The organism is Thalassospira sp. ABD4_177, assembly GCF_056160125.1.
In genome coordinates, this window is record NZ_JBSWWO010000001.1 from 2,100,398 (window position 1) to 2,120,850 (window position 20,453).

The window sequence follows — 20,453 nt, forward strand, 5'->3', positions numbered from 1 at the left end:
GCATCTCACAGCCGGATCAATGGCAAAAGGCAACCCAAACGGCGCGCTGCATTCATTGCTGCGCGCCTTTTGGTTTTCTGATCACGCGCGTTTGGCAATATCCCAGACGCCAGTGCGTGCCACTTCTTCGGCAAAGTGGCGCAGGCTGTTGGGCTGACGTCCCAAGATCGCATGCACGTCATTGGTCGGCTGGCTGTTGCGGCCATCGAGCACTTCGGAAAACAGATAGCGGATCAGTCCCCGAACCTGATCGGGCAACCCATCGGCCGCCAGCCCATGATCAAGCTCATCAAGGGTGATGGGCACGAAATTGACCGGATGGTCGGCGACCTCGGAAATGATTTTGGTGACCTCGGCAAAGGTCACGGCTGTCGGGCCGGACAGTTCATAGGTCTTGCCGATATGGCGGTCATCAAACAGGCAGGTAACGGCACATTCCGCGATGTCATCGGCGTCGACAAACGGCTCGGGCGTGTCGCCGGCGGGCAGGGCCAGTGTGCCCTGCTGAATATAGGGCAAAAACAGATCTTCGTTGAAATTCTGGAAGAACCAGTTGGCGCGCAGCACCGTGGCATCAGCACCCGAGCCATGCAGGGCGTTTTCCGCCTGATGGGCGGCTTCTTCACCACGGCCTGACAGCATCACAATGCGTTTCACACCATGCAACAAGGCGCGTTTGGCAAAACCGGCAATGATTTCATCTGATCCCGGTACGGCAAGGTCGGGTTGGAAGGTGACGTAAACTGCATCGCGATCACGCAGAACCTCATCCCAGGTTTTTGGATCGGTCCAGTCAAAGGCGGGCGTGGTGCTGCGTGAAACAGCGCGTACATCATAACCGAGAGAAAGCAGTTTTTCAGCAACGCGCCGGCCGGTTTTGGCCGTTGCGCCAAGAACAAGAAAGCGGGGATTGGTCGACATAAATTTGGCTCCTGACAAGGGGTTTCAAAATGTGAGGAATCCTCACATTTGCCAAATGTGATAAATCCTCATATTTTGATCGTCAAGAGATTCGGGCGATCAAAAGCCCGTGAAACCCAGGCAGGTATGCTTGAGTGCTGTGCGAAAAAGGATCCAAGGCATTGACTGATAACGCGAAAAAGATGCGCCGTGCACCAACCCAAAAAAGAAGCCGGGAACGGGTCGATACCATCCTCAAGGTCGCTTGCGATCTGATTTCAGCCCAGGGCAGTGATGCGATCCGGATGGGGGAAGTCGCGGAAAAGGCCGGAGTCTCCATCGGGTCGCTTTATCAGTACTTCCCGGACAAGGCATCGATCATTCACGCGCTTGCCGATCGCTATCACGACGAATCCCTGCGCTGCATCGAAGACGGCCTTGCCAAGGTCAGCACGGCAGATGAGCTGAAAACCGCGTTCGATAAGCTGATTGATACCTATTACGAGCTGTTTCTGGCCGAGCCTGTGATTTGCGATATCTGGACAGGCACCCAGGCCGACAAGACCCTGCGCGACATGGAATTGGAAGTCAGCCGCGCCAATGCGGGCCTTCTGGCCAAGGCGATCCTGCGCGTGCGGGGCAATGATGGGGATTTCAAAACCATCGCCGCGCGCTGTCTTTTGATCATGTATGCCGGTGAAGCCACCATGCGTCTTGCCATCTCGGTCCCCCGTGCTGAGGGGCGCGAGATCGTGGCAAGCTACAAGCGGATGGTCGGGCGCGAATTGGCCGAGATGGCCCGCGTTTAGGCTCGTGTGGGGTGGTTGGGGCGCTTATCCGGCCTTGGCCGAAAACGGCGTCGGGGCAGGACGGCCAAGCAGGAAGCCCTGCACATAATCAACTTCATGGTCGCGCAGGAAATCGAGCTCCTATGCGCGTTCGATCCCCTCGGCAACGACCTGGATATCAAGCTGTTTGGCGAGTGCGATCAGTTTGCTGACGATGGCTTGTTTGAACTTGTCATGATCGACATGGTCGACCAGTTCGCGGTCGATCTTGATAATGTCCGGGCGTAGTTCCGGCAGCAGGTTCAGCGTCGAATAGCCCGATCCGACATCATCGAGTGCCACCCGGAAACCCGACGCGCGGTAGCTTTCCAGAATGGCGCTCAGATGGGCAGTGCTGCGGACTTTCTCGGTTTCAATAACTTCAAACACCACATTGCTGCGGTCCAGATTGCATTGTTCGACGACCTCGATTGTCGAGCGCAGGCAGGAATCAGGATCATAAATCGAGCTGGGTGTGAAGTTGATAAACAGGTTCCCGTTGATCCCGGCCTTGTGCGCATTGCGTACATTGGCCGCACGCGCCGCGCGATCCAGCTGGAACAGAAGGGTGGCCGATTGGGCCGCATCAAACAATTGGCCGGGATTGATCACATCGCCGGTCGGGCTTTCCCCACGGACAAGGCATTCATGGGCATAGGGGGATCCAAGGTCGTTGATGGCAAAAATCGGCTGGAATACCGAGTTCAGCCGGTTGTCACGCAGCAAATCGCCCAGCCATTCGGCGCCAATGGCGGCCTGAATTGCGCCAAGGCTTGTGATATCGGCGATATCATCAATCTCGGGGCGTTTTTCGCCCGGCATGATCAGGGCCTTGGTATCGGCAAGCTCTTCGGGCAGAAGATCTTTTGAAAGGGAATCAATCAGCGTGCGCAGCCCCGGACGGGTGTAATGGATGGAAAGCGTTGCGACAGAGGGCGACTTTTCCACCTCAACACCAACGGACTTCGCACCGGTCAGGATTTTACCCGTCGTATGGGCGACCGGCGGCCAGAGATAGAGTGTCCCGTTTGCGGGGGCGATTTCGGGAACCGAATCACATTTTTCACAATAGGTCACCTCATTCTCCCCGGTCCGCCCGTCGTGCTGCTGTTGGCTTGTGCCAACCGGCTTTGTTCGTATGAATCTAGCGTAACATATGGCTCTGTGCGACAAAAAATCCAGCACAGAAAACTTGGCAATCAATGGACTAGTTCCACTTTCTACCATCTACGACAAAAGTGCGGGTAGGTGATCAACTGCCGTGCTGCGCGAAAGAATTGGTCATTGCCCGGCGCCCTGATATGGTTTGGCCCACACGTGTTGTTTTGAGGACCAGATGCGCTACAGCATGCGGCAATACCGCGCCGAAGTCGAAAGCCACAGCCACAGCGATTTTCACCAGATCATCATCTCCGACCTTGGCAAGCTCGAGTTGGAGGTTGAAGGTCGGGGCGGGGAAGTTTTGGGCCGTCAGCTGGCTTTTGTCGAAGCCGGGAAAACGCACGCCTATCGGGCAGAGGGGCTTAATCGCTTTCTGGTGCTCGATGTAAACATCGATTTGGCTCAGCGTACCGGCATCGAGACACTCTGGCATCGCCATGGCAGTGCCGCACCTTATCTTGAGGTCCGGTCTGGTCATCAACAGGGCTTGGCGAGATTGCTTGGCGGCATTGCCGCTGCGAATGAGGATATCGATGCAGAAGGGGTGATGTGCCTGAAAACCTTGTTGGTGCGCAGTCAGAGGGCAAGAAACGTTGGGGCAGTCACCCAACAGGAATTGCCATCACGGCTTCTGCGGACCATGGCATGGGCCGAGGCCCGGTTGGGCGAAGATATTTCGATTGATGATCTGGCCAACGTTGCCACAAAGTCGCAAAGCAGCCTGTTTAGTGCCTTTCAGCAATATGTCGGCACAAGTCCGATGCGGTGGCTGACCGAGCAACGCCTGCAGATGGCCTTGGCACTTTTGCGCGATCCCGACATCCATCTTTCGATGTCTGATCTGTCAAAAATGGTTGGCTTCACCGATCAAAGCGCCTTTTCCCGTGCCTTTTCCCGCCGGTTCGGCTATGCGCCGAGGACGGTTGGTTCAGAAATCTCGGCTCTTTAAGGCTGATTTACCAACTCATCTTGGTCATTTTACGCACCTCTTTTATGGGAAGCGGGTGCTGAGCTGTGTGTTAGCGGACTGCCCCTAAACCCAGTTGGTTTGTGCGGATCGCGATAAATCTGAAATATAACCAAAAAAGTAATGTCTAAGGATGAGGTTTTAAGTGTGTGGCAGTTTGGTCACATTTACGTGAACAATGGTCATAAATAGTTGGATTGTGCTATGCAGCAGAAGATAGCTGACCTATAGTCGTTCTGTGCTTGGGGTGGGGGCGTGTTAATATTTTGCGCATCCAAGGACAGATCAATGACGCAGTCACAAAAAGATATTGCGCTGGAAATGAAGCGAGCAATGTCATCCGCCCAATTTGATCGGGCGGCCAAGATTGGTGCGCAACTTACACGCCTTCATCCAAAAAGAACCGACATCCAGATCATGACAGCTGTCAGCGAGCTTCAGGGTGGTTCGCCTCAAAATGCCGGTAGGCGTTTGAAAAGACTGTTTGGTTCCTTGCCAGTGACAGATCGGCTTTTCGGGCCTGTTGCACAAAACTTTCTTCAATACGCTTACGCATCAAATGACTTTGGATCATTGGAAACGGCTATCAGAAGGCGGTTGAATGCTGCGCCGCAAAACGCGATGCTGACCTACATGTTGGCAGACGTACTTTATCAGAGCGAGGTGTTCAGAAGTCCCGGCCTTAGTCACGCGCCGCAACTTGAAAAAGCGGTTGAAATGCTCTGTACATTTCCTGCCGCAAACCCGAAATACCGAGATAGCCAGACGCTGCTTGCTCGTATCTATCTACATCAGGAAAAGTACACTCAGGCGTTTGATGTGCTTGAAAAGCTGGTAGCAAATGAACCTGATGATCTTTCGTTGCGCATGTTTTTGGCATCCTCCTATGCGCTGGCAGCCGATACGGAAAAAGCCGTTAGCGCGAGCTTGGCGTTAATTGAGTCGAACCCTGCCTGCAGTGCGCACCCTTATGTCATTGTTTCATTCATGCGACCTCAATCCATGCCGAAGGATTCGTCGGGTTATCTGGACGCAATGTTGAAAAATGAAGATGCAGCGAAAGGTGAGAGATACAAAGCCGCGTTCGCGAGAGCAAAGATCGAAGAAATCAAAGGCGATATGAAAGCGGCCTTTGACTTCTATAAACAGGGGCACGCGGCGAACCGTTCGGAACGTCCCTTTGATATGGCACGAGAGCTCAAGGAACTTGCTTGCCTGCAAGAGATGGTCGGTAAAGAGCCTATTTTGGAAGATACTGTGAATGTTGAAGAAATCGGCCCACAGCCAGTTTTTATCGTCGGCATGCCGCGCTCAGGCACGACCCTGACAGAGCGGATTTTGGGCGCGCATCCCGATGTGCATGCAGCTGGTGAAATTGGTGATTTTGCCAAGGCGGTGATTGATGTCGTCGGGCGTGGCCAGATATCCGAGCAACTGGCGCGGATTGATACCAAGGCCGCAGTCAAAATTCGCAAGCAGTATCTGGAAGCATTGAAGGCCTATGCGCTAGACAAACGCTTTGTCACCAACAAGACACCGGCCAATTTCCTGCGGATCGAGATGATCCGACGGGTGTTTCCCGATGCGCCGATCATTCACACCCATCGTCATCCCCTGGCGACCTGTCTTTCGATTTACACGACGCCGTTTTCGATCCCAATGCGCTATTCCGACGATCTGGGCGAGTTTGCCGAGTATTATCGCGCTTATGTCGATCTGATGAAGGCAGCGTTTGAAACCGATCAGAATGGCCAGATTTATGATCTGGTCTATGAAGACCTGGTGTCGGCGCCAGAGGCTGTGGCGTGCGATTATCTGGCGCATTGCGGATTGGACTGGCATCCGGAATGTCTGGAGTTTTATCGCGCAGACAAAGCCGCTGCGACGGCCAGCATGATCCAGGTGCGCCGTCCGATCAATCAGGACTCTCTTCGGAAATGGCAACGGTTTGAACCGTTTATCGGACCATTGGCAGCATTGGCCGATGATCCTGAAATTCGTGCGTGGCGTGCCGCCACCAAGTCGTCGCGGCGTGCGGTTGCTGCGTGACCTTTGGTTGTTGTTCGGGTTACAAGGTATCAAATGGAAACAGATACCGAGAAATCCGGAGTACGTCGATGACCAGCACCATTCCCAAGGCAGAACTGCATTTGCACCTTGAAGGGGCGATGACGCCCGCCCTTGTGCGGAGCTTTGCCAAGCGTAATGGCCTGACCCTGCCAGATGGCATTTACGATGATCAGGATCGTTATATCTGGAACGATTTTCCGGAATTCCTCAGAAGCTTTGACAAGGCAAGTGCGGCCATCCGCACAAAGCAGGATTACGCCGACCTGACCTATTCGTATCTGGTGGAGCAGGCAAAGGTCGGAACGCTTTATGTCGAAATCTTCTGCTCTCCGACCCATGCGGCGGATTGCGGGTTGTCCTTTGACGATCATCTTGAAGCGGTGGTCGCGGGCATCGATCGTGCCGAAAAGGAAACCGGCATCATTGGCCGCATCATCATGACCTGTGTGCGCCATGTCGGCCCGGATGTTGCGGTCAAGGTGGCGCGCGAAACAGTGGCCTGTGGCCATCCATACATTGTTGGGTTTGGCATGGGCGGCAATGAAAGCATGTTCACGCAGGAAGATTTCTATCCGGCTTTCAAAATTGCGAGTGATGGTGGTCTTGGCTGCACGACCCATGCCGGCGAAGTCGAAGGACCGCAGAGCGTCTGGGATGCGATTGAAAAACTTCCCGTCACCCGGATTGGTCACGGCGTGCGATCCATCGAAGACCCGAAACTGCTCGATACATTGGCCAAACGCGAGATCGTGCTGGAAGTCTGCCCGGGATCGAATATCGCGCTTTCGGTTTTCCCCGATTATGCATCCCACCCGTTGCGCAAGTTTTACGAGGCCGGGGTCAAGGTCACCCTGGGATCGGATGATCCGCCGTTCTTCTTTACCTCGCTGGCAGATGAATATCAGCGGGCCGAGGATGTGTTTGGCTTTAGCCCGGCGGAGCTTACCGGCCTGACCCGTACGGCCATTGATGCTGCCTTTATTGATAACGACACCAAGGCGACGCTTCTGGCCAAGCTTTAACCGTCAAGCAGTCTGGCAGCGCGCGATATGCGCATCAAACGCCTGCCAGAACTTGTCGCGGTAAAGATTGCGTTCCTGAAGGATCTCGTGACGGGCTTCGGGGATTTCCGTGACGGTGACGGATGGCACATTGCCAAACAGGTCTTCGGTGGTCTGGTTGGAGACAACCTGATCATTGCCAGCCAAAACCATGGTGATGGGCGGCAGTGACCATTGGCCTGATTTCATCTGCTCGATCCGGTCGGAAACCGATGCCTGTGCCTTGAAGCAGGCATCAAGCCATCCGGCAGAAACACCACCAACCACAAGGTTCGGGTGTTTTTGCAGGATCGCGACATTTCTGGCATGACGGGCCTCATCGGATGTCAGGATGTTATCAGCTTCGAACGTAGCTAAGGGGCTGAGCTTGCTTTGACCGGGCAGGTATTGCTTGTCAAAGCCATAGCGGCACATGCTGTCTGCAACGAATTGTGCCGCGAGCGACAACCAGTCATGGCCACCCAGACCGAAAAAGGGTGCGACCATCACGGCACTTTCCCACAAATCTGGTTGGTCAAGCATCATCGCCATCGCAACCAGACCACCGGTCGAGTGGGTCAGCGCAATCGGGCAGGTGATGCCGTGGTTGTCGCGGACATGGCCGATAACATGGCGCGTGTCGGCAATATAGTGGGCGACATCATGGATATAGCCCATAACCGGGTCGCTGGTTTCCCGCGATGAGCCGCCATGGCCGCGAAAATCAAAGGTTACACAGCCAAAACCACGCTCAGCAAGCTCATCCGCGGTTTCCTGATAGCGTTCGATATATTCCCCGCGTCCCTGCAAGATCAGGATATGCTGGCGTGCATTTTTTGGTGTCTGAACGCCATAGCGGATGTTGATACCGCCCGGTGTTTCGAAAATTTCGGTCTTGATGGTCATGCGTGGTTATCGGTCTTACTCTTGAGCTGTCAAAGACATCGCGATGAAACGTGACATCTTGTCCATCATGCCGGTGAAGTCCGGGTTGAACGTACCGCGGCGAAGCACGCCATCCGGGGCCGTGTCAAACAGGTTGCGCTCGGCATATATGATGTCGGTTCCCGACTGGCAGCGCGAAAGGGCATCGGCGTCATCATAGTGCCCGCAATCCGGTGCCGAGCCGTCCAGCCCGTAAATCGGGTCTTTCGGGCTCATGGTGATGGCCGTATGGGCGTGGTTGAGCGTGCGGAGCTCATGATTTTCCGAGCGCACAATATCAATGCCCGAACAGTCCGGCAGGATCGTGGCAGAGGTTATCTCTCCCTGATACCAGACAAGGTGTTTTCGGGCGGCTGTGACTTTGTTGCAATAAAAATCAAGCATGACGTCCGGGTTGATCGTTTGATCGTCCGAGCTGACAACCCCGAAAACCGGAACATCAAAATCCGGCAGGCTGCCATCGCCATAAGGCTTGGTCAGCAGATAGAACTCTGCGGCGGCATTCATTGCCATTGATCCGTATTTGCCCGGATCGTTGTTTTTGCCAACGCCGACCCAGTCTTTGACGTAGCGGACATAAGGGGTGAGCCACGCCTGACCACTTTTGGCCGCAAGACCGGGCGAAAGCATGACAAGTGCGCTAACCCGGTCCTGATCAGGATGTTTGCTATAAACCCGGCCAATCAGGGCCGCACCGGTGGAGAAGCCCATCGGAATGATGTGTTCAACGTCGTCGTCAAAGCTGTTGAACCCGAAACGCACTGTTTCCAGCCAGTCTTCATATTCGACATCAAGCAAATCACCCGGAACGGTGCCGTGCCCCGGTAACAGGACCCCGTGGAAAGCGGCACAAGGGAAACGGTCACGCAAATCGTCACGAATGTCACTGAGCCAATAGGTACTGTCGGTCAGGCCATGAATCATCAGGAAGCCAACACCATTTCCCCGCAGGCTGGTGTCTTCACCTTCGCATGTGGTGCCAACAGGGCCCAGGGCATAGGGCGCCCGCATGTCGACAACCTGATCAAGGGAGTGGGTGTTGAACGGTTTTTCTTCTTCGGCGAACCGTGTTTGGGAAAGGACATCGCGCAATTGTTGGCGCGTGGATTGGACATAGTCATCAAATGACGTACCAGCAGCCGGGGCCGTAATCGCGCCACCAGATGGTTTAAGGGCCGTTTCCGATGACGCGCAGGCACCTGTTGCCAACAAGCTGCATATTGCAAGTGAAGCCAGGCCGGTTTTGAGGATGCGGGGCGTGCCCATGATGTCTGCTCCGTTTGGGTCCTGAGCCTAGTGTCTTGCGTGATGTTAACGCGCCGATCCGTATGGTGCGAGCAACAAAAAAGCGACCTGTGAACAGATCGCTTTTTTAAGGCATGCCGATTGGTGAAACCGCTTACTCGATCAGTTCCCAGCTATGGGTAACTTCTGCGGCTTTCGACAGCATGATCGAGGCAGAGCAGTATTTTTCCGCCGAAAGTTCAACCGCGCGCCCGACCTTGTTTTCGTTGAGGTTTTCACCCTTTACCTTGAAGTGCAGATGGATTTTGGTGAAGACCTTCGGGTCGGTTTCGGCTCGTTCTGCTTTGACGTCGGTTTCGACATCCAGAACGTTTTCGCGGCCTTTTTTCAGGATATGCACAACGTCGATGGACGAACAGCCCCCAATGCCAAGCAAAAGCAGTTCCATCGGGCTGGGGCCGAAACCGTTATCCTTGTCGCCATCCATAACAACGCCATGGCCCGTGCCGCTGGTGCCGGTGAAGGTCAGGTTTTCAAGCCACTTTACACGTGCTTCCATATTCGCATTCCCATCTCTAAAAACTGTTGCATTAACCTCTAGCCCGCCTTGGATGTGCCTGCAAGGTGTGATCACGGACAATCGGATGTGCGATGGTGAAATCGGCGACCATGAGTGGTAAGTTGTTATAGGAGTTTTTACTTTCCGAGCGGATACTGATGCAAATATTCAGATCCATATGGTTCAGGAGTGACGGACATGACACAGGACCCGACGCGCAGCAAAAGTCGTTTCATGATGGGCATGGAGCATGTCCTGCGTGAGATCAATCACGAGATCATAAGTCCGGCCATTCCCAATATGTCTGTTGAAAATGCCGTTCCGCTGATGATCACGGTTGCCCGACTTCGGGCAGATTACCTAAAATTTGCCTTCCATCTTTGCGATGATCGCGCCGATGAGCACCCGACGGCCGAAGAGTTGAAAAAGCTCAAACACCTGCGCGAATGTTTTCAGGAAATGCTCGCGGTGGCCAAGGAACTCGAACATTGCATTGACCGCGGCTATATCGATCTTCCGGCCAAAAAATAGGGATTAGTCGGCTAATACCTGTATTCGACATTCTGATGATCAGAAAAATAATGACTTATTCTCCAGTATATGCAATGGGTTGGGCATAAATATACAAGACCACCTTAAAAGGTCTGATATGGGACATCACATAAAACATGAATAAAGGGAGAGCGCTGCCTTTGCAGCGCGCCGGGTGTCTTGTCAGTCAGTGCGGATGTGGTGGCAACTGCGGCGTTGTCACGCGATAGTCTTATTTTTCTTGATCCAGGCGATCTTAAGGTCGTCTATGTCAACGCGGCTGCGGAAAAGCAGCTTGGCGATGCGAAATCGGTTTTGCGCAAGGGCACAGAGGTCAAACAACTTCTGGCGTATCTCGCCAAGAATGGCGAATTTACCGATGGCGACGCGGTGAGTGCGGTGCGTACTGCTCTTGCTGCCATTTCATCGGGCGAGTATTCCGAACTTCCGGCGTTTCGCCTGGGCAAGACTCCCTTCTTTTGGCATTGCGATGTCGGACCGTCAGGCACATTTGCGCTTGTTCTGCGCGATGCTGGCCGGGCACAGGAACTTGCCAAGGCACTGGCAGAACACAAGACCTTTATCCAGCATCTGATTGATGTACTACCCACCCCGGTTTATCTGAAAAACCACGAAGGGGTTCTGACGCGCTGCAACGAAGCCTTTGCAGAGCTGTTTGGCCTCAATGCCCTGGACGCGATCGGAAAGCGAATGGACGATTTCGCGCCAAAATCACTTGCCAAGACGATCACAGAATTTGAAACCCCTTTGTGCAAAACCGAAGGGCAGGTGCGCGACGAGGTCAGTTTTACCATGGATGATCACGAATGCACCGTCTTGTTTGCCGCATCAACGCTTAAAGGGCCGAGCGGGGCGATTGCCGGTACCATCGGGTCGCTGATTGACGTGACCAGCCTGAAAAAGGCACAGGCTGAGGTAGCCGAAGCATCAGAGCGCCTGACGGGGCTGCTTGAAAGTGCGCCGATCGGGGTTGGTATTTCAAAGCGCGACAGCGGTGTCTTTACCTTCTTTAACAGCACGTTTTCCAAGATGCTTGGCATTGAAGACGAGAAGGAGCCCTCTGATGCCATACTTCTGTCCAAGCGTTATCGCGAAAAGTCGCTTAAGGATATGGATCTCCTTGGCGAACTTCAGGATGTTGAAATTCGCCTGCGGCGCCCGGATATGGCCGATGCGCGCTGGCTTAAGACATCGATCGAACCTTTGTCGTTTGAAGGCGAAGAGTCGGTCTTGTGGTGGACAAGTGACATCACCAAGCAAAAGCATGCGGCGCGCGAACTGCAAAACAAGGCCAATAATGACGAACTGACCGGCTTGGCCAACCGCGCGCGCTTCATGCAGAAGCTGGATCAGTGCGAAAACGTCCTGCGTGGTACCGATACGCCAGCGGCGATCTTTATCCTTGATCTGGATGGCTTTAAACGGCTGAACGACACAAAGGGCCATGCGGCAGGGGATTGGGTGCTGGTCGAAACAGGCAAGCGCCTGAAACGGGCTGCACGCCGGGCAGAAGAAGTCGCACGGTTGGGCGGTGACGAATTCACCTTGCTGTTCTTGAACAAGGGCGGCGAAAAGGAAATGTCTGAGGCTGCTGATGCCATACTTGCCGAAATGAGCCAACCATTTGTCTGGGAAGGACAGGATTGCGGCATTTCAGCGTCTATTGGCTTGGCCGTGTTTGATGGGGGCAGATGTGATATGAGCGAACAACTCCGCCGCGCGGACAAAGCAATGTATGAAGCCAAGGCGGCGGGCAAGGCGCAATATTGCCTTTATACCCCCGAGCTCGAACCGGACCTGCATCAGGACGAGGGACAATAAGTCCTTCGGCTTTTCGGGCCCGTTCCGGTGCCTAAGAGTTCGAAGGCCGTCCTGATTTATCCAGACCGAGCGTGTCAAGCAGCGGTTGCAGATAGTTTGTGTAGGGCTCCCAGTTTTTCAGGCCGTCACGATAGATTGGCTTGCGCACCTGCATTGCACTGTGGGTGCGGATTTGCCGCTTCGTCTTATAGAATTCCATACAGGTGTCATCCCATTCAAGACCGACGAAATCGATCAGACGTCGGGCTTCGGTTCCCAGATCCTCGACAACGTTTTCATAATCGACTTCGATAAAGCGATCTGCTGGGAGTACCTGACGCCAATGTTCCATGAACTTCAGGTAGGTATTGTAATAATGGCCCAGTTCTTTCTGGTCATAGGCGAAATTCTGAATGCCAGCGAAACGGCGGTTATAGATCGAAAAGCAGGTCGCGACCGGGTTGCGACTGCAATGAATGATGCGGGTGTTCGGTAACATCAATGCGATCATGCCCGCCCGAACAAAGTTTGCGGGAAGCTTGTCAATGATACGGCGCGTTTTGTCAGGGGTGGGGCTGTTTGCCGCAATGCGTGACATGCGCGCTATTGTCTCTTTACGATATGCCTTGCCGATCAAATGAACAAATTCGTCGTCGTACTGTGTGGGTCTTTCGCGATTGGTGCCGGATTTCATCTTATGCTCGATCAACCCATGATGGTGACGGGCCATAACATCAAGTTCGCCTGCGCCAAAAATCGCGGGGTGGGAACTCATAATTTGCTCAATCAGTGTCGTGCCTGAACGTGGCATACCGACAATGAAGACATGTTGCGGTTCAGAATCCTGGTCGCGGACAGGGGCCAATTGCGCAAAACGCTTTGCTGGAAATGCCAATCGCATATCATCAAGCAAGTTCTCGATTGCTTCGGGCGAATAGGAGATGTTTTGACGCTTGATACGGTTGGCCTCTTCAAGCGCCTTCATTGCGGACCCGTAGTTGTTCTGGTCCATTTCCGTCTTGCCAATCGAAAACCAAAACATCTCGCGGTCTTTGGCAGGCAAGTTGTGGTGTTTGCCGGAAGAATAGATTTCCTGCATTTCTGACTGGGTTGGGTGGTTTTGCGGGATTTTCGAGATCAGGCTCAGACAGTGCCATGCGCGAACGTTACGGGGTTCACTCTTTAGGACTTTCTCGAATATTTTTCGTGCTTCCTCGAAATTGCCAAGTTCCTTGTGGCATTCGCCCAAGCTGATTTGGGTATCGTTCGAGGCCTTGGTTTCACCGTTTTGCTGGGCCAGTGCGAACGCATTATCAAAATGCCGCATGGCTGCCTGAATGTCGTCGAGGGATAAAAGAACTGCCCCCATTGCATTCCACGTATTCCAGTCCTTTGGCGCGAGGGCAATGGCGTGCTTTAGGTGTTGAACTGCACGGTGTATTCCAGCGAGGCGAGCTTCGAGAAGACCCAATTGCAGATGGACTTTTGCCTCAAGCGGAAACCGCTTTTGTGCGGCGAGCAAAACGGTGCGGGCCTGATCGCTGTATCCCGAATTGCTAAGAATTGCGGCAAGATCAGTAAAATAAACCGGTTTGGTTTCGGCGCTGTTGCAGGCGCCTTCAAGACTTCTGATCGCTTCGTCTGTTTGGCCGTTTTCGTGAAGAATCAAGCCGTTAAGCTGCATCAAGTCGCCGTTTTCAGGATGCTCGCTAATCAGTTTGTTACATAACTTGCGAGCGGTACGGCGGTGTCCTGATGACCATTGCTTGCGGATTTCAGCCAGGCCAGTCTTCAATTTACAAGATTGGGCTGGTACGAAATTGGCTTTCGCATTGACGTTCGTTGTGCGCGTTTTGGCGCGTCCGACGAGCTGATCATCAATCATCTGCGGGCATCCTGTTTGCTCGAATGTTTTGGCCGTTCGTGAGACGTTAGGCCGCCTAGAGCAAACACGGATTAGCCAGAAGAAACTGGCGCTTCGATCGGTTTTATTTTAGTTGGTCCGGGGTGGTGCCAAGCGCTTTGAGCAGCGGCTGGATATAGGGCGCGTAGGGCTTCCAGCGTTCAACGCTGGTCTGATACAGGCCTTGGCGGACTTGTGCAGCGCTGGCGGTACGGACCGAGCGTTCCGTCTTGTGGAAATCAAGGACTGCATCATTCCAGGGCAGCCCCAGAAAATCGATGAGACGACGGGCTTCGGGTTCGATGTCCGAAACAAGGTCTTCGTAATTGATCTCGATAAACCGGTCCTTGGGCAGGACAGCCCGCCAATGCGCCATCAGGTCTTCATAGGCGCGGTAATAGTGCCCCAGTTCTGTTTGGTTGTAGGCATATACCTGCAGACTGGCAAAGCGCTTGGAATAGCATGACAGGCAGGTGTCGACCGGATTGCGGCGGCAGTGAATGATCTTGGCGCCGGGAACTGAAAGCAGGATCAATCCGGCCCAGGCGAAGTTCCCCAGCATCTTGTCGATCATGGTTTTGGTCGTCGCGGATGGCGGATACATCGCAAGGAGTTCTTCGCGGTAGGATTTCGCAAGTTCCGCCCGCAATGCCGGGTTTTTGATCTTATCGTGGTCCTCGGGATGGCTGGGGAAAAGGCTGCCAAACAGTCGGTCCTTGAATTTCGGCAAGCTGCGCACTTCGCCGGTGGCCAGCGCATCAGGATGACTGCCAAGAATTTGTTCGGTTAGCGTGCTGCCACAACGCGGCATGCCGACGATAAAGGCATGATCAGGACCGTCACCTGCTTTTTCCGGCAGGTTTTCAAACAGGGTGGCTGGAAAGTAGTCAGCAATCGCCCGCACACGCGCACAGGCAGACTTTGAATCATAGGCCTTGTGGGTCGGGGTGTCCTCGGCAAAGTCCTTCCGGCGCAGAGCATTTGCCGCATTGAGATGAAAGATTGCCTGTTTGGGATTTTTGCTGTCGATATAGGCCTTGCCGAGTGCAAAGCCGATCATTTCGCGATCCACCTTTGAAAGATCACCCGTATCCTCGCTCAGGATATTTTCCATGGTCGTGATATCAGGGCTGTCGGCGATGAATTTCGTGACATCGGCAAGGCCATGCCATGCACGTCCGGATTTGGGTTTCTCGGCGATGGCTTTGCGGAAGTATTCCGTCGCCTTTTCAAGATCGCCCGTGTGTCGCTTTGCTTCACCGATTTGAAGTAGGTTGTTGACCCGACGTTCCTGATCGTCCGGGGCGAGTTCTTCGGCGCGGGCAAGATATTCCAGTGCCTCGGCCTCGCGCCCGACCTTGAGCAAGGCGGAGCCAAGATTGTTCAGGGCACGCCAGTCATCGGGACTGAAGGCCACAGCCTTTTCAAGGATGCTGATGCCCTGATTAATGTGTTCTCCCCGGATCAGGTAAACCCCAAGGTCGCTATATGTCTGGCCGTGGGTTGGAAATTTGCGGATGGCGGCAAACAGGATTTGCTGGACAAGGTCATACCGGTTGCTTTGGGCAAAAATACCGGCGAGCTCCCTGAAATACTCAATCTTGGTATCAGGAAGGTTGCAGGCTGTTTGCAGCAGCTTTGCGGCTTCCGTCAGATTGCCGGTCGTGCGCTGAACTTGTGCGGCAATAAACAGGGCAGGGCCGTAATTGGGAGTAAGCGATACCGCCTGTTGCGCCTGTGTCAGCGCATCATTAGCCTTGCCCGACGCCAGCGCGCTTTGCGCCGCGCGGATCAGCTTGTCGGCCTTTTGGCGGTTGCGTTTTACCGCAAAACTGGGCGTGGACGCTGCCTTGCTCATGACACTGATTAAATCCCGATACAAATGGTTGGGTCAAGCCTATCGGAAAGGGGTAATCAAACGGTTTAAGTCGAAACGAAAAACGCCCGGCCAATCGGCCGGGCGTTTCCTGTAAGCGAAGTCTTCCGGATGGAAGATTATGCGCTGTAGTACATGTCGAATTCAACAGGGTGCGGAGCCTGTTCGAAGCGAATGACTTCTTCCATTTTCAGCTCGATATACGCGCTGATCAGGTCGTCGGTCATAACGTCGCCTTTTTTCAGGAAGTCACGGTCTGCATCGAGGCTTTCAAGCGCTTCACGCAGCGAGCCGCAAACGGTCGGAACTTCTTTGAGCTCTTCCGGCGGAAGGTCATAGAGGTTTTTGTCCATTGCTTCGCCCGGGTGGATCTTGTTCTCGATACCGTCAAGGCCAGCCATCAGCATCGCGGTGAAGGCGAGGTACGGGTTGGCCATTGCATCCGGGAAGCGGATCTCGACGCGCTTGCCTTTGGGCGATGCGGTGTACGGGATACGGCAGGATGCAGAACGGTTACGGGCAGAGTATGCCAGCAGAACCGGTGCTTCGAAGCCCGGGACCAGACGCTTGTAAGAGTTGGTCGACGGGTTGGTGAATGCGTTCAGGGCCTTGGCGTGCTTGATGATACCGCCGATGTAGTACAGAGCGGTGTCAGACAGGTCAGCATAGCCGTTACCTGCGAACAGCGGCTTGCCTTCGTGCCAGATCGACTGGTGGGTATGCATGCCCGAACCGTTGTCACCGAAGATCGGCTTCGGCATGAAGGTTGCGGTTTTGCCATACTGGTGTGCAACCATCTGGATGCAGTACTTGTAGATCTGGATGGCGTCGGCATGTTCGATCAGGGTGCCGAATGCGATACCCAGTTCGTGCTGCGACGGTGCAACTTCGTGGTGGTGCTTTTCGCAACGCACGCCCATTTCGTTGATGTAGTTGACCATTTCGGCACGAATGTCGTTTGCCGAGTCAACCGGCGGGACCGGGAAGTAACCACCCTTCGGACCCGGACGGTGGCCGCGGTTGCCGCCTTCGAATTCGGTGCCGGTGTTGTACGGACCTTCTTCGGAGTCAACAGCGTAAGCCATGCTTTCCTGGGTGGTGCTCCAGCGAACATCGTCGAACAGGAAGAATTCCGGCTCTGCGCCGAAGAATGCGGTGTCACCGATACCAGCGGCTTTCATGTAAGCCAGTGCGCGTTTCGCGGTCGATCGCGGGCAACGCTCGTAACCCTGGCCGGTGGCCGGTTCGATAACGTCGCAGAACAGGATCAGGCAAGGCTGAGCAGTGAACGGATCAACAACAGCGGTGGCCGGATCCGGCATCAGGATCATGTCGGATTCGTTAATGTCTTTCCAGCCGGCAATCGACGAACCGTCGAACATGATGCCGTCAACAAAGACGTCTTCGTCGATCGTGCAGATATCCTGCGCGGTGTGCTGCCATTTACCTTTGGAATCGGTAAAGCGCAGATCGACAAACTGGATGCCTTTTTCTTTGATCAGATTAAGTACAGAAGCAGCGTCAGACATGATGCAACCCTTTAAAACTCATAAACAGTTACCGTATGGTGTTCTTCTTAAGGCGTGACCGATCAGATCGCGTCGTTACCCCGTTCACCAGTACGAATACGGATCGCGTCCTCGAGTGAGGAAACGAAAATTTTACCGTCGCCGATACGCCCGGTATGAGCGGCTTGCTGGATTGCCTCAATCGCACGCTCGACCAGCGTGTCCTCGACGACGATTTCCAGCTTTACTTTCGGCAGAAAGTCCACAACGTACTCGGCGCCGCGATACAGCTCCGTATGACCTTTCTGACGTCCGAAACCTTTGGCTTCGGTAACGGTAATCCCTTTGAGACCGATCTCTTGAAGGGCCTCTTTTACCTCGTCAAGCTTGAACGGCTTGATGATGGCTTCAATTTTTTTCATTAGCGCCCTCTGCTTTTTGGCGAGAGTTGCGTTGAACTCTGTAAAGCGTAATGCTTCGCCCGCTGACTATTGCATGGACCATGCCAGTTTTCACCGGCCACGGCATTCTAAGGATTCTCGCTGCGAAAACCCAGCAAAACCCATGAAATTTTTAAGATTTTCGGGCATATCGCTGACTGCGTTTTAGGCAAAATGTTCAAAAAATATGCAAATAGCCTGTTTGGAAGACAGGCAGTCCCATTCAATCGGTTACGGGCTTGCCAATCATGGGGCATCATGCAACAGGATTTGCGATGAAAGGGTTCTATCGTGCGCGAAAATGTGCACGATGATCGGGACTCGACCGGAAGCCACCAATCCGGTGATTGACCATAATATAAAGGACGCCTCATGACTGAATTCGTCGGCAATCCGCTTTTCGCTTCGGGCGGGATTACGATCTTTGAAGTGATGAACGAACTGGCCATCAAGCATAAGGCCATCAATCTGGGGCAGGGCGCACCAGATGAAGATGGACCGGCCGATATTCGCGAGGCCGCAGCGAAATCACTGACCGATCTGTCCAACCAGTATCCGCCGCTGGCCGGTGTGCCCGAACTGCTTCAGGCCGTTGCCGATCATAACAAGCGTTTCTATGGCATCGAGGTCGATCCGAAAAAAGAAGTGCTGGTGTCCGTCGGTGCGACCGAAGGCCTGGCCGACGTCATTCTGGGGCTGGTTGCCCCGGGTGATGAAGTCATCCTGATTGAGCCGCTTTATGACAGCTACCTTCCGATGGTGAAGCTGGCAGGCGGCATTCCCAAGCTGGTGCGCGTCACACCGCCGAAATGGGAACTGCCACGCGAAGAGCTTGAAGCTGCCTTTTCGGATAAAACCAAGCTGATCCTCCTGAATTCGCCGCAAAACCCATGCTCGAAGGTTTATCGCGAGGACGAGCTGCAATTCATCGCCGATCTGTGTATCAAGCATGACGTGATCGCGCTGTGTGACGAGGTTTATGAGCACCTCGTCTTTGACGGGCGCAAACACACCCCGCTGATGACTTTGCCGGGTATGCATGAACGCACCGTGCGCATCGGATCGGCGGGCAAGACCTTCTCGCTTACGGGATGGAAGATCGGCTATATCACGGCCTGTGCCAAGCTGATGGAGCCGATCAAGAAGGCGCACCAGTTCCTTGTCTTTACCGTATCGCCAGCACTTCAGCATGGTGTGGCGTTCGGACTGAACAAGGATGATGCCTATTTCGCGAACTTCACCGCCGAAATGGAAGCCAAGCGCAACTATCTGATGAAGGGGCTCAAGGACGTCGGGTTTGAAGTGCTGGATTCCCAGGGGACATATTTCATCACCTGTGATTTCCGCCCGCTGGGATATGATTGTGATGATGTCGAGTTTTGTCAGATCATGATCAAGGAAGCCGGCGTGGTCGCCATTCCGGTATCGGCATTCTATCAGGGCGAAGATGGCGGCGTGCGCCACTTTGTGCGCTTTTGCTTCTGCAAGGACGAAGCCAAGATGGACGAGGCAATCGCCCGCATGAAAAAGGCGTTTGCCAAGTAAACCGGCCGCCGGTCAACGATCAAAATGAAAAAGGGGCGGTATTAACCGTCAAGGATTAAAGCATAGTGGTCACGCATTCTCGCATTGAGGATCGTGACCATTTTTCTGACGACGGCAATGACAGCAACCTTTCCGGGTTTTCCGTTTTCAGTCAGGCGCTTATAGAAGTCGCGCAGCAGAGGATCGAAACGTATTGCCGGTAATGCGGCGTAGTAAAGAGCATTGCGCACTTCCATGCGTCCGCCGCCAATCATTCTTTTGCCCTGGAACAGACCGCTATCTCTGTTGATCGGGGCGACACCGACCAACTTTGCAATCTGCCCTTTTTCAAACAGTCCGATCTCGGGCAATTCAGCGATCAGCACACAAGCCGTTACAAAACCCACTCCCTTCTGGGTCAACAGAACATGTAATATCGCCGTCAAATCCGGGGATGAGTCTACACATTCGCGCATCAGCTTCTCGACCTCCTGTCTCTGACGGGTGAGGAAGTTGACGGTTTCCTCGATCAGGGCCCGAGCCGGATTATCAGGCTTCTCAAGCCGGTTCTTCTCCTGGATCAGCATGTGTGTAAGTTGGCGCCGACGGGCAACAAAATCAGCGAGTTTATAGCGGGCTTCATCTGTTCTGGCCATCAGGCGCGGCGACATGCGTTGGCCGTAATCAGCCAGTACAAAGGCATCAATCCTGTCTGTTTTGCTCAGGGTTCCTGACGCTTTGGCAAAGTGGCGGATCAGAAGGGCATTGACCTTTGAAACAGGTAATTGTGCAGCTTGCAAAGCTCGAACCAGAAGGCGTTGATAGCCGCCGGTTGGCTCCAGAACAATCCGCTCCAGCCCCGGGAAAGCCTGCAGTCTGGCGATCAGGTCTGCAATCCCGGTTTCTGAATTGGCAAAGCGCAGGGTGTGTTTGTCTGGTAAAATGCACAGATCAAGCGAGGATTTTGATACATCGATACCAACAAAACGGGTAGTATAAGACACGGCAATGTCCTCCTTATACTCGAGCGTCAAAGCTCTTCCAGCGGTTCGACAATGCCTCCAGAGACCGTGAGTGTTCAGCTTTTTTACGGATGTAAAAATCCAAGGCCGCATCAACACCTCACGGATCCGGGA

The 20,453-nt window shown here is 53.9% G+C and carries 17 protein-coding genes; 7 read left to right on the forward strand and 10 right to left on the reverse strand.

From position 1 onward, the window contains the following. Positions 1-81: 81 nt before the first annotated feature. On the reverse strand, positions 82-921 hold the full coding sequence (locus ACXAF0_RS09585; RefSeq protein WP_475345647.1) for an SDR family oxidoreductase: 840 nt from the start codon (positions 919-921) through the stop codon (positions 82-84). A 161-nt stretch (positions 922-1,082) separates the two neighbouring features. On the opposite strand from ACXAF0_RS09585, the gene ACXAF0_RS09590 reads away from it, so the two are divergent. Then, positions 1,083-1,709 (forward strand): TetR/AcrR family transcriptional regulator, encoded by a 627-nt coding sequence (locus tag ACXAF0_RS09590; protein ID WP_475345648.1) that lies wholly within the window; start codon positions 1,083-1,085, stop codon positions 1,707-1,709. Positions 1,710-1,829: 120 nt separating this feature from the next. Here the strand turns inward: ACXAF0_RS09590 and ACXAF0_RS09595 are convergent, their stop codons facing one another. Further along, positions 1,830-2,804: an EAL domain-containing protein gene (locus tag ACXAF0_RS09595; RefSeq protein ID WP_475345649.1), complete on the reverse strand. Its 975-nt coding sequence runs from the start codon at positions 2,802-2,804 to the stop codon at positions 1,830-1,832. Between the two features lie 259 nt (positions 2,805-3,063). On the opposite strand from ACXAF0_RS09595, the gene ACXAF0_RS09600 reads away from it, so the two are divergent. From ACXAF0_RS09600 to ACXAF0_RS09610, 3 genes are all read left to right on the forward strand, one after another. Beyond that, positions 3,064-3,837, forward strand: coding sequence for a helix-turn-helix transcriptional regulator (locus ACXAF0_RS09600; protein ID WP_475345651.1), 774 nt, complete (start codon positions 3,064-3,066; stop codon positions 3,835-3,837). Positions 3,838-4,143: 306 nt separating this feature from the next. Beyond that, the gene (locus ACXAF0_RS09605) at positions 4,144-5,904 is read left to right on the forward strand and encodes a tetratricopeptide repeat-containing sulfotransferase family protein (protein WP_475345652.1); all 1,761 of its coding nucleotides are present in this window, start codon (positions 4,144-4,146) and stop codon (positions 5,902-5,904) included. A gap of 68 nt (positions 5,905-5,972) precedes the next feature. After that, a complete protein-coding gene (locus ACXAF0_RS09610) occupies positions 5,973-6,947 on the forward strand; it encodes an adenosine deaminase (protein ID WP_475345653.1) in 975 nt (324 codons plus the stop codon). A 3-nt stretch (positions 6,948-6,950) separates the two neighbouring features. Here ACXAF0_RS09610 and ACXAF0_RS09615 read toward each other — a convergent pair whose 3' ends face one another. The 3 genes from ACXAF0_RS09615 to ACXAF0_RS09625 form a co-directional block, all read right to left on the reverse strand. After that, the gene (locus tag ACXAF0_RS09615; RefSeq protein ID WP_475345654.1) at positions 6,951-7,871 is read right to left on the reverse strand and encodes an alpha/beta fold hydrolase; all 921 of its coding nucleotides are present in this window, start codon (positions 7,869-7,871) and stop codon (positions 6,951-6,953) included. Between the two features lie 15 nt (positions 7,872-7,886). After that, entirely contained in the window at positions 7,887-9,176 is a 1,290-nt protein-coding gene (locus ACXAF0_RS09620) for an alpha/beta hydrolase (RefSeq protein ID WP_475345655.1), read from the reverse strand. Positions 9,177-9,309: 133 nt separating this feature from the next. Continuing rightward, the gene (locus ACXAF0_RS09625) at positions 9,310-9,714 is read right to left on the reverse strand and encodes an OsmC family protein (protein WP_475345656.1); all 405 of its coding nucleotides are present in this window, start codon (positions 9,712-9,714) and stop codon (positions 9,310-9,312) included. 198 nt (positions 9,715-9,912) lie between these two features. On the opposite strand from ACXAF0_RS09625, the gene ACXAF0_RS09630 reads away from it, so the two are divergent. Beyond that, positions 9,913-10,245, forward strand: a complete 333-nt coding sequence (locus tag ACXAF0_RS09630; RefSeq protein ID WP_167723929.1) for a hypothetical protein — start codon at positions 9,913-9,915, stop codon at positions 10,243-10,245. 180 nt (positions 10,246-10,425) lie between these two features. After that, the gene (locus ACXAF0_RS09635) at positions 10,426-12,087 is read left to right on the forward strand and encodes a diguanylate cyclase domain-containing protein (protein WP_475345657.1); all 1,662 of its coding nucleotides are present in this window, start codon (positions 10,426-10,428) and stop codon (positions 12,085-12,087) included. Between the two features lie 31 nt (positions 12,088-12,118). Here ACXAF0_RS09635 and ACXAF0_RS09640 read toward each other — a convergent pair whose 3' ends face one another. The 4 genes from ACXAF0_RS09640 to ACXAF0_RS09655 form a co-directional block, all read right to left on the reverse strand. After that, entirely contained in the window at positions 12,119-13,951 is a 1,833-nt protein-coding gene (locus tag ACXAF0_RS09640; RefSeq protein ID WP_475345658.1) for a tetratricopeptide repeat-containing sulfotransferase family protein, read from the reverse strand. A gap of 103 nt (positions 13,952-14,054) precedes the next feature. Continuing rightward, positions 14,055-15,827, reverse strand: coding sequence for a tetratricopeptide repeat-containing sulfotransferase family protein (locus ACXAF0_RS09645; protein WP_475345659.1), 1,773 nt, complete (start codon positions 15,825-15,827; stop codon positions 14,055-14,057). A gap of 137 nt (positions 15,828-15,964) precedes the next feature. Further along, the gene (glnA, locus tag ACXAF0_RS09650) at positions 15,965-17,374 is read right to left on the reverse strand and encodes a type I glutamate--ammonia ligase (RefSeq protein WP_475345660.1); all 1,410 of its coding nucleotides are present in this window, start codon (positions 17,372-17,374) and stop codon (positions 15,965-15,967) included. Positions 17,375-17,436: 62 nt separating this feature from the next. After that, positions 17,437-17,775: a P-II family nitrogen regulator gene (locus ACXAF0_RS09655; protein WP_007091888.1), complete on the reverse strand. Its 339-nt coding sequence runs from the start codon at positions 17,773-17,775 to the stop codon at positions 17,437-17,439. 390 nt (positions 17,776-18,165) lie between these two features. Between ACXAF0_RS09655 and ACXAF0_RS09660 the strand changes: the two genes are divergently transcribed. After that, entirely contained in the window at positions 18,166-19,338 is a 1,173-nt protein-coding gene (locus ACXAF0_RS09660) for an aminotransferase (protein WP_475345661.1), read from the forward strand. 41 nt (positions 19,339-19,379) lie between these two features. Here the strand turns inward: ACXAF0_RS09660 and ACXAF0_RS09665 are convergent, their stop codons facing one another. After that, entirely contained in the window at positions 19,380-20,321 is a 942-nt protein-coding gene (locus tag ACXAF0_RS09665; RefSeq protein WP_475346236.1) for an IS110 family transposase, read from the reverse strand. Between the last annotated feature and the right edge of the window lie 132 nt (positions 20,322-20,453).

Bases quoted from the DNA above. Each gene is read 5' to 3' on its own strand.
- ACXAF0_RS09585 (WP_475345647.1), bottom strand. From the start codon at position 921: ATGTCGACCAATCCCCGCTTTCTTGTTCTTGGCGCAACGGCCAAAACC.
- ACXAF0_RS09600 (WP_475345651.1), top strand. From the start codon at position 3,064: ATGCGCTACAGCATGCGGCAATACCGCGCCGAAGTCGAAAGCCACAGC.
- ACXAF0_RS09605 (WP_475345652.1), top strand. From the start codon at position 4,144: ATGACGCAGTCACAAAAAGATATTGCGCTGGAAATGAAGCGAGCAATG.
- ACXAF0_RS09610 (WP_475345653.1), top strand. From the start codon at position 5,973: ATGACCAGCACCATTCCCAAGGCAGAACTGCATTTGCACCTTGAAGGG.
- ACXAF0_RS09615 (WP_475345654.1), bottom strand. From the start codon at position 7,871: ATGACCATCAAGACCGAAATTTTCGAAACACCGGGCGGTATCAACATC.
- ACXAF0_RS09620 (WP_475345655.1), bottom strand. From the start codon at position 9,176: ATGGGCACGCCCCGCATCCTCAAAACCGGCCTGGCTTCACTTGCAATA.
- ACXAF0_RS09625 (WP_475345656.1), bottom strand. From the start codon at position 9,714: ATGGAAGCACGTGTAAAGTGGCTTGAAAACCTGACCTTCACCGGCACC.
- ACXAF0_RS09630 (WP_167723929.1), top strand. From the start codon at position 9,913: ATGACACAGGACCCGACGCGCAGCAAAAGTCGTTTCATGATGGGCATG.
- ACXAF0_RS09640 (WP_475345658.1), bottom strand. From the start codon at position 13,951: ATGATTGATGATCAGCTCGTCGGACGCGCCAAAACGCGCACAACGAAC.
- ACXAF0_RS09645 (WP_475345659.1), bottom strand. From the start codon at position 15,827: ATGAGCAAGGCAGCGTCCACGCCCAGTTTTGCGGTAAAACGCAACCGC.
- glnA (WP_475345660.1), bottom strand. From the start codon at position 17,374: ATGTCTGACGCTGCTTCTGTACTTAATCTGATCAAAGAAAAAGGCATC.
- ACXAF0_RS09655 (WP_007091888.1), bottom strand. From the start codon at position 17,775: ATGAAAAAAATTGAAGCCATCATCAAGCCGTTCAAGCTTGACGAGGTA.
- ACXAF0_RS09660 (WP_475345661.1), top strand. From the start codon at position 18,166: ATGACTGAATTCGTCGGCAATCCGCTTTTCGCTTCGGGCGGGATTACG.